Source organism: Streptococcus oralis, assembly GCF_026782235.1.
Lineage (GTDB): Bacteria > Bacillota > Bacilli > Lactobacillales > Streptococcaceae > Streptococcus > Streptococcus oralis_CC.
The window spans coordinates 401301-414860 of sequence record NZ_JAKUWE010000002.1 but is presented as its reverse complement, the minus strand read 5'-3'; the positions used below and the strand labels follow the sequence as shown (position 1 = coordinate 414860).

The 13560-nt window shown below is 38.2% G+C and carries 14 protein-coding genes; all 14 read right to left on the bottom strand.

The annotated features are described in order from the left end of the window. Positions 1-90: 90 nt before the first annotated feature. Complete coding sequence (locus MK396_RS02470; RefSeq protein ID WP_268723546.1) at positions 91-2073, bottom strand: peptide ABC transporter substrate-binding protein; 1983 nt, start codon at positions 2071-2073, stop codon at positions 91-93. A 411-nt stretch (positions 2074-2484) separates the two neighbouring features. Further along, positions 2485-3822, bottom strand: a complete 1338-nt coding sequence (locus MK396_RS02465; RefSeq protein ID WP_268723545.1) for an ISLre2 family transposase — start codon at positions 3820-3822, stop codon at positions 2485-2487. A 109-nt stretch (positions 3823-3931) separates the two neighbouring features. Further along, the gene (locus tag MK396_RS02460) at positions 3932-4261 is read right to left on the bottom strand and encodes a hypothetical protein (RefSeq protein WP_125328178.1); all 330 of its coding nucleotides are present in this window, start codon (positions 4259-4261) and stop codon (positions 3932-3934) included. A gap of 17 nt (positions 4262-4278) precedes the next feature. Continuing rightward, positions 4279-4659, bottom strand: coding sequence for a replication initiator protein A (locus MK396_RS02455; protein WP_061421583.1), 381 nt, complete (start codon positions 4657-4659; stop codon positions 4279-4281). Between the two features lie 26 nt (positions 4660-4685). Next, entirely contained in the window at positions 4686-4958 is a 273-nt protein-coding gene (locus tag MK396_RS02450; RefSeq protein ID WP_000138500.1) for a hypothetical protein, read from the bottom strand. Further along, positions 4955-5773: a ParA family protein gene (locus MK396_RS02445; RefSeq protein ID WP_049494020.1), complete on the bottom strand. Its 819-nt coding sequence runs from the start codon at positions 5771-5773 to the stop codon at positions 4955-4957. The genes MK396_RS02450 and MK396_RS02445 overlap by 4 nt, the downstream gene beginning before the upstream one ends. A gap of 123 nt (positions 5774-5896) precedes the next feature. Continuing rightward, on the bottom strand, positions 5897-6487 hold the full coding sequence (locus MK396_RS02440) for a hypothetical protein (RefSeq protein ID WP_061420473.1): 591 nt from the start codon (positions 6485-6487) through the stop codon (positions 5897-5899). Between the two features lie 14 nt (positions 6488-6501). Beyond that, complete coding sequence (locus MK396_RS02435; protein WP_000718093.1) at positions 6502-7842, bottom strand: CHAP domain-containing protein; 1341 nt, start codon at positions 7840-7842, stop codon at positions 6502-6504. A 15-nt stretch (positions 7843-7857) separates the two neighbouring features. Continuing rightward, positions 7858-8109 (bottom strand): hypothetical protein, encoded by a 252-nt coding sequence (locus MK396_RS02430; RefSeq protein WP_001107251.1) that lies wholly within the window; start codon positions 8107-8109, stop codon positions 7858-7860. A gap of 19 nt (positions 8110-8128) precedes the next feature. Next, the gene (locus MK396_RS02425; protein WP_001113074.1) at positions 8129-10075 is read right to left on the bottom strand and encodes a hypothetical protein; all 1947 of its coding nucleotides are present in this window, start codon (positions 10073-10075) and stop codon (positions 8129-8131) included. A 10-nt stretch (positions 10076-10085) separates the two neighbouring features. After that, the gene (locus tag MK396_RS02420) at positions 10086-10733 is read right to left on the bottom strand and encodes a hypothetical protein (RefSeq protein WP_268723544.1); all 648 of its coding nucleotides are present in this window, start codon (positions 10731-10733) and stop codon (positions 10086-10088) included. Beyond that, positions 10733-11041, bottom strand: a complete 309-nt coding sequence (locus MK396_RS02415) for a DUF5592 family protein (RefSeq protein WP_268723543.1) — start codon at positions 11039-11041, stop codon at positions 10733-10735. Before MK396_RS02415 ends, MK396_RS02420 begins: the two co-directional genes overlap by 1 nt. Before the next feature lie 147 nt (positions 11042-11188). Then, complete coding sequence (locus MK396_RS02410; protein ID WP_084851016.1) at positions 11189-11470, bottom strand: BRCT domain-containing protein; 282 nt, start codon at positions 11468-11470, stop codon at positions 11189-11191. Between the two features lie 8 nt (positions 11471-11478). Then, complete coding sequence (locus MK396_RS02405; protein WP_268723542.1) at positions 11479-13515, bottom strand: pLS20_p028 family conjugation system transmembrane protein; 2037 nt, start codon at positions 13513-13515, stop codon at positions 11479-11481. Positions 13516-13560: the final 45 nt, after the last annotated feature.

Here is a 13560-nt window from a genome sequence, read left to right as displayed (position 1 = left end):
GACATCCCAAATTTAAAAGCTCGCTTTAAAGATATAAAAAGGACTTAGCATCCAAGAGGAATACTAAATCCTTTCTCATATCCTGCAAAATTATTTCACATGGTTTGCGAGGTCTTCTTGAGCCTTCTTATTAGACTCTTCTTTTTCTTTCAACCAGTTTTCTTGAGCTTTTTGGTACTCTTCTGTTGTTACCGCCTTGTCTTGTACATCTAGGTATTTATACAAGAGGGCTTCGCTCATACCCTTGTTACCAGAGTATGCAAACGGAAGTGTAAATGGTACCATCTTAGACAACATTGGACGACCAGTTTGAGAAGTTGTTGGGATGAGTAAGGCACTGTCTGTCAACCAAGCTTGGGCAGCAGCATATTTTTCATAACGTTTTGAAACGTCAGTAGTTTCTTCCCCAGCTTCCACAACCATTTTTTCGTAGTCTTCCAAACCAACTTGCTTGGCAGCAGCATTGTTTGTTCCAGAATCAAATCCTAGATAGGTCTTTGTATTTTCCCCTACAGAAGGCTTGATAATATCAAGGTAGGTAGAAGGGTCTGCAAAGTCTGGAGACCAACCCACGTTATCTGAAATATCCCAGTCTTCTCCAGCCGCAGTTTCAGCGAAGTAGGTAATGTTTTGAACATCATCTTTTTGAAGCTGTTGGATATCAATAACCACATTATCTGATCCTAGATTTTCTTCAACTGACTGTTTAAAAGATTGGACACGTTGAACTTTTGTTGTATTGGTTTGGTCTACAGGCATGTCCAAGTGGATTGGGAATTTCACACCCTCCGCTTGAAGAGCTGTCTTAGCTTTAGCAAATTCTGCTTTGGCCTTATCTGGGTTGTAGAGTCCATCTTGAGCATCATCCAAGTTCACGTTGCTCCACTCGTCACCATAAGTCACCAATTTGTCTTTGACCATTTCGCCAAAGTTCTTTCCATCTGCCTGTACAAATGTAGGAGGAACAAACAAGTTACGAAGCAGTTTAGTTGCCCCACTTGCACCATTCACTTGAGAAGCATAAGCCGTTCTATCGAAACCAAAAGCAAGAGCTTGACGGAAGTCCTTGTTTAGAAGAGCTTTCTTGGTTGATGTTTTTTCTTCATCCGTTGTCTTAGAAGTGTACTTATAAGACTGACGATCGATATTCGTACCTACCAAATAAGTAGTAGAGTCTTGTTGTGTATAAACGATATTGTCTTTAAATGCCTTTTCAGTCTCTGTGTAGCTAGCGCTTGTTGGGAAGAGACGAGCCATTGTAAAGCTACCGTCTTTGAAAGCTTCAGTTGGTTTGTTGGTATCTTGTCCATCCCAGAATGATAATTTAACCTTATCGATATGGACATTGTCCTTATCCCAGTAGTTAGGATTTTTCGCAAATTCGACAGAAGATTTAGCAACAATTGATTTAAGTAAGAATGGACCATTGTAGAGAATACTGCTTGAATCAGTTCCCTTAGCGAAGTCATCCCCTTTGGAGTTCAAGAACTCTTCATTTACTGGAGCCAAAACTCCCATCGTTGTCTTAGAATTCCAGAAGCTTTCTGGCTTGTTCAATGTGTACTGAACTGTATAATCATCAAGGGCCTTGATTCCTACTTGAGAGAAGTCTGTAATTTCTCCTTTCACATAGGCGTCCAATCCTTTGATTGATTCTTGAACTAAATAAAGACCATCAGATTTTTTATCAGCAGCATATTTAAGTCCTGTTACAAAGTCTTGAGCTTTGACTTCTGCGTATTCCTCACCTTCAGAGGTATACCATTTTGCATCCTTACGAAGCGTATATGTGTAAGTCAAGCCGTCCTTAGATACAGACCAATCCTCAGCCATAGATGGCACAAAGTTACCATAGCGGTCATTTTCGAGCAAGCCATCGATAACGTTGCTCGTAATATTTGATGTAGCTGCCTTACCAGTTGTCAAATAGTTTAGGTTATCAGGATCCGTTTCATAAATGTATGAGAATGTCTTCTCACCTTTAGCACTTGAACTTGATCCAGAGCACGCAGCCAGAGTACCAGCTGCCAATAATGTCACACCCGCAAGGGCAAGTAATTTTGAACTTTTCATCATTTTCTCCTTTAAAATTTACATTCCATTATAGACCCTTTTCAGAAAGTTGTCAACAGAATTTTCAGAATTGTATGCGGTAGAATTTTTTAGAACGCCTAAATTCATACATTTTTTAGGAGAACATCACCGAGTTTTAAAAAAAGACTGAACAAATTTCTTGCTCAGTCTTGACATTGATACACTTATCAGGTATCATTAATTAAAGACTGAGTAAGAAGGACGAGTTCTTACTCGGTAAGGCGAGAAGTGTTAGCGCACTTTTCGTCTTTTTTTATTCGATTAATTTAAGTAAATTATAACACATTTTTACATACCGTGCAAGCATTTTATGCTTGATTGTAGCACAAAAAGACCTTTTTTTACAAAGGTTTTTGTTATATAACTTTTTATATACTTTATTATGTACCTCTATTGTTTTCGGAAGTAAGATAATCTTTTACTATCAGGGTAACATTGATATCTAGATGTATTTTCTTTATCCGTTTTACTCATTCTTTTTTTAATGGTATAAGCAGAAACTTCCTCTAAAGAAATAAATTTTTCATAATCTTCTCTCCAGTTGCCAAAGAATAGATCCCTCAAAGAATCTTCATAATTCAAAACAATTATCCTACTCATCGTCTCAGCTCCAGCAAGTGTCCAGTACATTCCTCTTTTTTTCATTCTATAAGTAACCTTACGATGCTGACTCTCCATTATCCCGATTCCTGCATGGCTGAAGCCTCTTTGTTCAGCTGGTTTAGTATATTGAAAATTTCTCAATATTTTACTCTTGAACTTCTCAAATAACTCTTGTTCTTCTTCTGTCTCGATATAACTTTCGGTTGTATCTAGGACTGTTCTCATTAACTGCTTATCATGTTGCTTAATCGCCTGGAAAGCTCTCTCTAATAGATCTTCAGAGTAAAATTTTAAATAATTCTTCAACTCCTTATTTACATGGTACTCATCCCAAAAATGTTCGTGTCGTTTAATTCGCAAAACCTTCGCTATTTCTTTGAAAACATAGGGTGTATATCCATGACCCCCATCAGAGTTCGTAATCAATAAAGTCTGATCCGTAACTTCGTAATTATTGAATAGATAATCGATTACCTGCTCCCTCACTAAGCGATTGTCAAGGCCAATAAATTCTTTTTTGTCCTGGAGTTCAAATCGATTGCTGCCAACTTTCTGGCTTCCCGTATGGACTACAAAATGGGATAAATCATAATGTTTATTATCCTTCTGTGTGTCACGTGCTTTAACCATCACACCATCACCCTCAATATAAATAACCTGGGCTTTTCTTTTGCTAACCTCTTTATTCTCTTCATAATATCGATAGCCTTCTCTTTCCTCCAACAACTTCTCGCAGATTTTTACAGCTTTTACTACAATTGGCTTTGTGATAGAGATGTGATAAGTCAATTGGATCACCTGAGTTACTTTATCATATGGCATTAAAGTAGATAATTTGGCCACCTGATACATAAATTCCCAGGAGAAGCGGACGTTCTTTTGAAGCCCTAACTTTTCATCTACTGGAATGACCCAATGATCTCCCTTTTTCCAACGTCTTCTTCTGAAAGTAAACTCTCCAAATGTAAAAGCGACGGTTCGCTCCATTGAATGAATACAGGTATAGCCCTTTGCTTTCATAACTGGAATCATCTCCTCATCATACCTAGAAACAAAGTTATAAAATTCTTTTGCATTTTGAAACAGCAATTGATTTTTTAATTCTCTCTCATCAAAGAAAGCCATTCAGAATCCTCCCTTATTAAAATTACGCCTATTTTAATAAATTTTGACCTGAATGTTCAAATAATCCTTTGTTCTGACAAAAAAAGAGCCTATCTTTTCAGATAAACTCTTACTTGTCATACCAGGGTTTCTCTTTCTTACTCAAATAGGATTTGCTCATTTCAATAGTAGCTATCCCCATAGGAATCAAAATAATACTCCATAAAACCGTCACAATTCCATCTGCAATAAAGGAAAAACCACCTGTAAAGTGAAGTCCCAAATACAGTAATAATACAACTGGAAGGAAAGCTGGAGCGAATCTTAAAACGGCCAATCCTAAAACAATTATAAACACCATACTAAGCCCAAATGTTTTATAGAACACATAGATTGCTATAGCTCCGATAAAAATAAAGAACAGCTGAACAAGTCTTTTAATATCAATGAAAATCATCATAGATTCCTCCTACTTCATCAGTAATATTTTAAAATCTCATCTGTTAGGTAAATTCTATTGGGTAGATTGGATCCTTGGCGTACTTCTTCAATTAAACCATGATTCTTTAGCTTCTTTTTCAAAGAAATCACTTTACTTTTACCTGATTGAAGAGACTCCATTAGCTCCTCTATAGGGTAACATACAAAAGTATTTCCATTTTCATCATATCCTTTTAATTCAAAGTCAACTGCAGCTCTTAAACGATTTAATAAAAGCATGTAGAGAAAAATTCCACTACTCTTCAAATCATTGAACTGTGGGTTGTCTATTATTGGACGAGGGATGACAATTTGTCCTGAATCTATTGCTGCTGAAGAAAATTCAGGAATATCTGATAGATTTGATAAGTATTTCATTGCTGCATTTCCTTTCTTATGGAACGCTATTTTTTCTTTCGCTCCATCTTTTCCCATTCTCTTATAATCAGATTCTCGAGATAAGATGAAGCTGATTTTTCACCGTGATACTCTACTAAAGCATCTAACATATCGTATCGAACATTATGATGTAAAGAGAATGGATATCTTTGCTTTTTGTTATAGCTTTCAGGAGACTTTCTAGCCTCCTGATTTTGTTTCCTCGACGAAGGGGTCTTCTCTCTCTTTGGTGTACTTTGGAATGTTTGTTTTACTTGTGCGAATCGATTCTCTGTCATGCTACCTCTCCTTCTAACACACTCAAAATATTTTCATATACATAGTTTATATTATCATAAAACTTTTTATGTGTCTCTTGTTGGTTAGCTGTCATCTCTTCATGCTGCTCAAAAACACTCTGACTAATCACAAGACTCTTGGCCATGAGCTCTTTCTCCTGGATAGATCCCAGATAAGCCTGATCTTCTTCAACAACTTCTAAAAATTGTTTACAAGTGTCTGTTACATTGTTTCCAACGTACTTGATCTTATTTCCAATAAGATAAGGTTCTGCTTTAACATAGCTTTTCTTAGTAATCACTTCGATAGCTTCGCTCTTAATGAAATCTACAAAATTTTTCAAAGATAACCAGGCACGAAAACCATTAAGAGAGGCATCAGAAACAGCCAAGACAATATCTGATACAGCTATAAAATTTGCTGTAACTAAACTCTCATCATTGTGCGTATCAATCAGAATGACATCAAATTGTGCTTCTAACTCTTCGTAATGTTCGCTAAACCACATAAACAACTGGAGATACTTGTTGTTTCGACTGGCAAGATCTAACTGCTCATCTGTCAAACGCTCATCACCACAAATCAAACTGAGATTTTCTGATATTGGAACAATCTCATACTCTCCAGTCGTAAATATATCATAGACAGTTTTCTCGCATTTTACATCAAATGTTCTTGTCAAATTACATTCCCAAGCTCCATCAATGAGTAGTGTTCTAAGCCCCTTAACACGTGCCAACCAATCCCCTTCATTAAAGGTATCTGTAGTCTTACCACCGCCACCTTTTCCTAAGTTTGTAGTCTGAATCTTCATGATTCCCTCCTTGGATAATTGTATATTTTGTTATATAACTTTTTATATACTTAATTATAACTAAAACAACTTTGTTTGTCAATATAAAAGCACAAAAAGTTATATAACTTTTTGTGCAACTTATTATCCGTATGTACCACCTATATTTCCGCCAACATAGGCTTTTAGCTGGATTTGTTGAACCGTAGTATTGAAATTTCCAACGAAATAGCTGTTCTCTTCTCCATTTTTAGTTAGAACAACCAAAAATTGAATCACATCATCTGATTCAGTTGGCATCACTTCCAATTGTTTAGGTTGAAAATCATACTGATTCGTCAGAAGAGCCATCGCAAAGGTTTGAACCATCGCATTCTGCGTCATAGATAAATGATTCTCAATTGTTCCCTTTACATTTGGCAGAAAATTCGTCTTTTTTATATCTGCTACTGCTTCTTCAAAGGCTTTTAACACTTCTTTTTTGTCTTCTGAGCTTGCCTCTGCATAGGGGCGTTCTAGTTTTAGCTTAGCTGTCCGATAATTCTTCTCATCTGCTGTTTCCTCTTTGGAAGACGGTTCGTTTTGTGCGGTTCCTGAAGAACTCACCTGAGCCGTTTCTTCTATTTTAGTTTGTTGAGATGGCCTGAAACTCGATACAATCCCTATTCCTGCCAAAACCAATAGAATACCTACTACAATCGATACAACCATATTCTCCTTTATCCAATCAATCATCTTATATCCTCCTTTTAATTTGAACTTAATTTAGCTTCTCTGTCATCTGGATAAGCAAAAGAGATTACCTGTTCTTGTTGTTGTGATTTAGTCCAAATACGATAATTCCATGTATATGGAGTTTTGAACTGATCCCAACCACTCAGAGGTGTATTTTGTTCTACAAATAAGATAGAGCCATTCTCGAAAACATGACATACAATTCCAGTATGACCATATCCTCCGCCTCCTACCTGTGAAGAAAAAATAGCGCCTCTTTTGGGTGTAGTCTTAACCGAATTTCCAAATATTGCAGCCCATGCCGCCGCTTGATCTTTCCCATCGCCCTGTACGGAGCCAGAATGACCCCATAAGTGATTTCCCATGCTAATTGTAAGATTCACACATTGTCCAGCATACTCGTCACTTCCAGGATTATACCATCCTGTAGACTTAGCATAATCCATGCCTAGGCTCTTAGGATCAATAATGAATGGTTTCAAGCTATCTGGTAAGTCTTCTGGTTTATACCCCCATGCAGTCGCATCTGAAGGGACAGTTCCCGTTCCATCGGTGCTGCTACCTGACTCTCCACATCCACTTCTTTCAGCTGAAGAAGACACTGCACTATCTGAAGAACTGACATCTTGTGTACTGGATCCTTCATAAGGTTTCTCGCCATGAGCAGCAATAGCTTCCTTATCAAGCCACTGATACTTCGTACCTAGTTTTTGGTACATATCAGTTAGTTTACTCTTATAAGTGCCATCTGTGGCCCATCCACCATCTGCTATAGCAGATAGGCTAGCAATACCATTTGTATTGTTTATAGCCCCTTTATAGAGTGTCTGGTGAGCCATAAACTCAGCTTTCCCTACGATCCCTGCATCGTAGCTAGAGAACCAAGTATAAGCTCCTCCTGTACCGTCTCCGACATTCGCTCCAGGCTTTGTCCCACTTAAATCAACACTATCTTCACCATACGTCGCAAGAGTAACTGGAAAATTACTTTTACTAGAGGTTTTAACACCTCCCATATTGTGAGCTTTCCAGAAGGAAGTACCATTAGGATTCGTAAAATTGAAGCCATTCTCTATCATTGTTTGAGTGATAGAAGCTGAAGGTAGGAAACCTCCTGCCTTCCAAGACAGGATATAGGCTTCCTTGTGCTTTTTTACAAATTCATCGATGGAACCATCCGCTGAAGAAACTGTGGAGTCGCCAGTTGAAGATGTTGTTTCTACAGCACCACAATCATTTCTTCCATTATTGGTTACAGCTCCCATTATCCCAACTAACATGGTTATCCCAACATTGATAATTAATAGGAGAGCCACAAAAGGAATGAGGATCTTCAGTTTAAATATTTTTTTCATGGATACCTCGCTTATTTACCACAATCCTAATATTGTTCGCAAAATTCCATAAAAAACTAAAAATACAATAAATCCTATTCCAATCTTCTTGAGACCGTTCAAAAACTCCTTATCTCGTTCTTTTTGTGCTTCCAGGCGTTTTGGATCAGATTCTCCCTCTGAAGCGAAATAATCTCTTTCTTGTTGCATGCGATATTTACGAATCAATACGTATTGATCAAATCTCTGCTTAGTCCTGGCAATCATTCCTAGTTTATTTTTGGCCATTCTGGTTTACCTTCCTTTCTTACTCAATACCGCCATAGCGCTCAACTTCAGGGGCTAACAGCTGTTGGTTAAAGACCAGATTTCCTACCCCTGCAATATTCATGAATAACTGTCCTTTCTTCAGACGAGGCAAAGTCTCTAGTTCAGACTGGTTCATTGATCCAGATAAGGCGTTAGCTAGTAGAGGAACACTGGTTTCGTCCGTCTGAGCAAAAACTCTATATTGCATCAGACCAAAAATCCTCTGGACTGCCGTTACGTACGGATCCTTATGAGTGCCAATCCCCGTCTCAAACAGAATCCCTCGCAGTGAATTAACAGACAATACAACACCAGCAAAGTTTTCGCCCATTGTATCAATCATATCAGCCAGAAGGTTGACACTACTTTCATGCTTAGGGTCAATGAGTGTCTGTGCCCCACTAATATTGACAATATAGTGCTGCATATCCATCTCCGTTAAGTCAGGACGTCTCTTCAGTAATTGCTTACAGCGTTTTCCGTTATTGACAATATCAGCCGAGACAAGTGAAAGAACAGAGAATATTTGAACATTTAACAAATGAGGGGCGTTCTTCAAACCTGAGAAGTCAAATGTCACAACTTGCTCTGAAGAAATATCTTGAAATTTGGTTGTCCCCTCGAAAATTTCTGCGTTTGTTGTCAATAGTTCGTTAAACGTGTTGTAAATACGCTTAACAGCCTTGTGTTCGGCTTTATCCGTACTAGTTTGTTCCAGTCGACGTTTGTAGGCATCAACAAACAAAATAAAATCAGACAGAATAGGATACTCTTCCTTCACAATATCCGTCGCTTTCAGTTTTTCTGGATTCAATGAAGGATTTCGAGCCCACATATTTCCCTCAATATAAAACTCATTCAGGAGAGTTCCAAATGTGATTAAATCGTCTCCTGTCACTTCATTATTCAGGAGTTTATAGATACTCTTCAGTTTCTCGATATGAAGGTTGTAGGATTTCTTCTTATCGATTTCAGTTCCTGCTTCATTGGTCACTGTTGGAAATACCTGGAAGATATTGATACGGTTAGCCTCACCTGATAAATCAAGAATCAATCCATGTTGTTTTCGTGTCTGATCAAGAAACTGGCCAGTAGCATCAAAGTTACGAATATAATGCCCCTTCGCATAGAGACCGTCTGTGTGTTTCATAAGAAAAGATCGTTGTCCCATCTTTGGATTTCCAGATAGGATCATAAAGGATCGTGTTCTTTTCTCGTCACGTTCTAGAAAATTGAAATTTACCGCTCCGTTAGTTGGAGTCCATCCAAGATAGAAGCCTTTCTCATCTTCTAGCTTCGTATGATTAAAGAAATATCCACCAGCTATTGAGTGAGCTGGAGTCGGTATCCCTCTTCGATGATTGGGCAAATCAATCTGATATTCGGCTGGAATAAATGGAGCATGGTATTCAAAATCTAATTCTCCAGACAGAATAGTGGATTTGAATTTCGACGTTTTGTCTTTGACTTCTTCAACCTTCTTGAATAACTCTTCTTTGATTGATGCAAACACAAAGACACGAATATACATCCCATACATAGCTATATTCCGCTTATCAATTTCACGGCTTAGTTTATTAAGATTGTCAATCTCATCTAGTTCTTTCCGATTATTGGTTAGTTTGCTATTGTTTGTAATCCGTGTTGACTTCTCTTCAATAGAGTCCTCAATCTCTTTTTGAAGCTGTCTATTATCCTCCTTGTACAGTGACAGGAAGGAACGTGTTCCAGGAAGCAACAACAATTCAGAAAGCCAAAAACGATCCATTCCTTCAGTTGGATACTCATAATAGTGTAAGACCGTATGGCATCCATCTCCACTTATCCAGAAACGATCATCCTTTTTAAAATCAATATTTCCTTGCGGTTGAATCTGGCTAAGGAAAGCAAGGTCATATCCTTCATTCTTTAATTGTCTTTGTCTACGTTTTGATAAATCAGGCATGCTATCTCTCCTACACTTTCTCATTCATATTGTTGTATTGCTTTATAATCTGAATTTTCTTCCTGTAGCTGATATCTTGTGGAACAAAATCATTATTTCCATAGGTTTTAGCCTTACGAACCAATTCGTCCAATTCGGTTGTTGTGGGCGCAAATAGCCACAGTATGAACTCTGTATTATAGACTTCTTGTCGGATGCTTTCTTCAACTTTAATTTGGCTTTGAAGCCAAATTTCACGATCCTTGAGTTGTAAAAAACGTCTATCATTTATTGATAACTTAGACATTTCTTGTCGCACTAAATCCAAATGATGGCGCAAGTCAGAAATTTGCGTATCTGTATTTGTTGGTAAAGTTGTCGTCTCCACTTGGATATTCGATCCAAATCGAGTCAACCAGGTTTCAAAATTTTCAATGGTTCTCATAACCTCGTTATAAGACATCGATCCTAAATCTTTACCTGGTATCTCCATCAGCTGCAAGTAGCCATAATCAACTAACTGAATATAAGCCTGGCTGTTTGGAATGATTGATTTTACATCTAACAACTCAACGCAAGAATGCAAATCAAAATATTCCTGCGTTTGTCTCTTCGTTTCTTGAATACGCCCCAGCGGACGTTTCTCATTTTTGGGGGATTTAATTTGTTTAATCGCCATTATGGTTTTCTCCTTCTGATGTAATTTAAGCTGATATAACGTTTTCTTCTTCGTCTGAAGAACAGAAACATGCTGTGCCAATTCTTTTTGCCACCGTTAGCTGGTAACACCAGATACAAACTCAGAACTGGTGTTAAAAAAATGAATGCGAACATCTGTATCCATTGGCTTTTAGGAAAGATTTTTAAGCCAACGCTCAAAGCGATTACTCCAGTAATTCCTACAAAAGCAATATCTATGATAAGAAGGCCTATGATCTTGATTTTGGCATAGATATCTCTAGGTACACCGTATTTTTCATCGTACATGAATTTCTCCTTTATATTTGTTTTGACACTCACATTATAATGAATAATCGAAAATATCTTTTAAAGGGACAATAGCATTTTCCCCATCATCCTTCAGGAATGAATTGTATAAAAAGTTATATACTTTTTTGTACAATAAAAGAAGCCTCAATCTTGAGACTTCTTGACTAAATCAAAGAATGATTCTTCTGAAAGGAAAGTGATGGATTGACCGTCTGATATTCGTCTAAGCGCTTCATCATGCTTTTTAGACCTTTTATCTAGATCAAAAAGATTCAACTGCTTGTGTCCTAAAACCAATATATCTGTCCTAGAAGATATATAGTTTTGAACGACAGCTCCTTTACTTTCTAAAAATCGTATGGCTTCTTCTCGAGTTAGAGGACGTAGGCTTCCTGTGATAACAATGTTCTTTCCTGTTAAATCCATAGTTCAGCCTATTCTTCTTCGTCCTCACTCTCAGCACCTGTGATATGACGACCTCCCTGCATACGCTGTCCTGCTTGTTGCATTTGTTGGTTCATGTAATTCATTTGATTCATGCTCTTTTGAAATTTTTGTTGAGAAGAATCAGGCTGTGCTGGTGGTTGTGATTCTGAAACTGGTGCATCTGCAGGTGGATTTGGATCTTGAATTGGGGACTCCATTTCTTCAGCTGGAGGAGTTGGATCGACAATAGGTGCATCGGTTGTTCCTGGATCAATTGGAGGCTCAGGAATATCAACTGGTCCAGGCTGATTAATACCAGGAACTGCATCGTTTTTCAATGCGTTATAGGTCGCATTTTGAGCAGAGGCAGCCTTATCATCCAGTTTATCTAAAACTTTTCCAACTGCCCCTTTCCCATTTTGCATGGCTTCAAAAGCTTTCCATTCTGCCAAATCAACCATATTACTTACACCACCTTTGGCCGCATTCATCAAGCCCTGGTCTTTTACAGAGTTCAAAGCACCTTGAATACCACCTCCAGTTCTGGCAAGGCTATTTCCCAGAATCTGACTTCCTTTAGATAGGGCATCTGGAGCTTTTTGTGCCATATCCATACCAAATTGACCAAGTGCCATACCACCATTAAAGAGGCCGCCTGCTCCAGCCGCAAAAGCATTACCCATCATCATAGCACCCAGCAATTGTTGAGCTGTTTCACTATGACCTGTTGAAACTCCAAGCCAGCGCTCGATCATGGCTACTCCTTGCATGGCTGCAAAGAATACTCCAACATAGACAAAGGCAGCTGCGAGACACTGTTCCCACATATTGAGTCCATCAAAGAATCCGCCAGAAAGCTTAGATACAGCTGAAACAGAAAGGATTGGTAAATCTCTGAAAATCTCAAGCGTTACACGCATAATGATGACTTCAAAGAAGATTCCTGCTAAAGCACCGCCAATCGTTCTTAGCAGCTCCTTATATTTCTTTGAGTTTGATAGAGAACTATATCCAAGAATTGGAGAAATCATTGCTTCAATCAGAATATCAAAGATTGATTTAACGAGCTTAATGATCATGCTGACCAAAAGAACAATCAGGATAATATACTGGAGGAACATCCCTATCCAGTTGACTTTATAGCGCATGTAAACTGATTCAAAAGCACTCAATTGATTAATGACTCGGTGTTCTGTGATGCTTTCAACTCCAGTATTATTGGAATTCAACTTATGTAGGAACAAGCCTTTAATCCCTGGTATTTTATCATGTTTCTCTATATCCTGTATCATTTTTGGATTCGTTGTACCATAGTTTGCCCCAAAATCAATCTTGGTCGCAAAATCAGTCGTGTCCCGCTGTTCAGGACTATCCGTGATATTATTGACAGGGGTAGATCCCTCTTGAACAGGCTTGATAAAGCCATAATCATCCATTGGAAACAACTCCGTAGAAAAATCCTTGTAGATCAAGACTTTTAAGTCTACCACATTATTTTTCATGGGCTGCAGAGCCAAGGAGGAAGTCGGTTGACTGCCAGATGGCGCTTCACTGGAGACTGTCTGGATAGACATGGCATCCTGTGCTACTGCTGTTGATATAGTGGTCAAAGCTAGTGGCAATACGGCAGTTACAGCCGTTACCAAAAGGAAATTCGTGATGACTCCTTTGTATTTGACTGGCTTTGTAAAAACTCCTGCGACGGCCGATACGACCAAAATCAGGGTGAACAAGGACGTCCCCAATAGCTGAAACCAGTAAAAGAACTGGCCTATAATCGTCTTCTGGTCGCCTAGATAACCGAAGAGACCAAAGAGCTTGAACATATTATTAAAAACATGTTCTAGGCTGGAAGTGATTTGATAAAGAGCCTTGGCAATCCCTCCTGGTAAATAGGTGAGAAATGCCATAAATGCAGGAGTCGGTTCTAAATAGTTATTCCAATAGGAATAAAACTCTGCCAGCTTTTTTGCATTCTCGCCTGTAATCTCACCATCAAGATTCTTGATCTCATTCACCAAATCTGAAAAGGTTTGATAGTGCACTAAAGATACCTTCTTTCTTTTTAAGATACCCCTATCATATTCGAT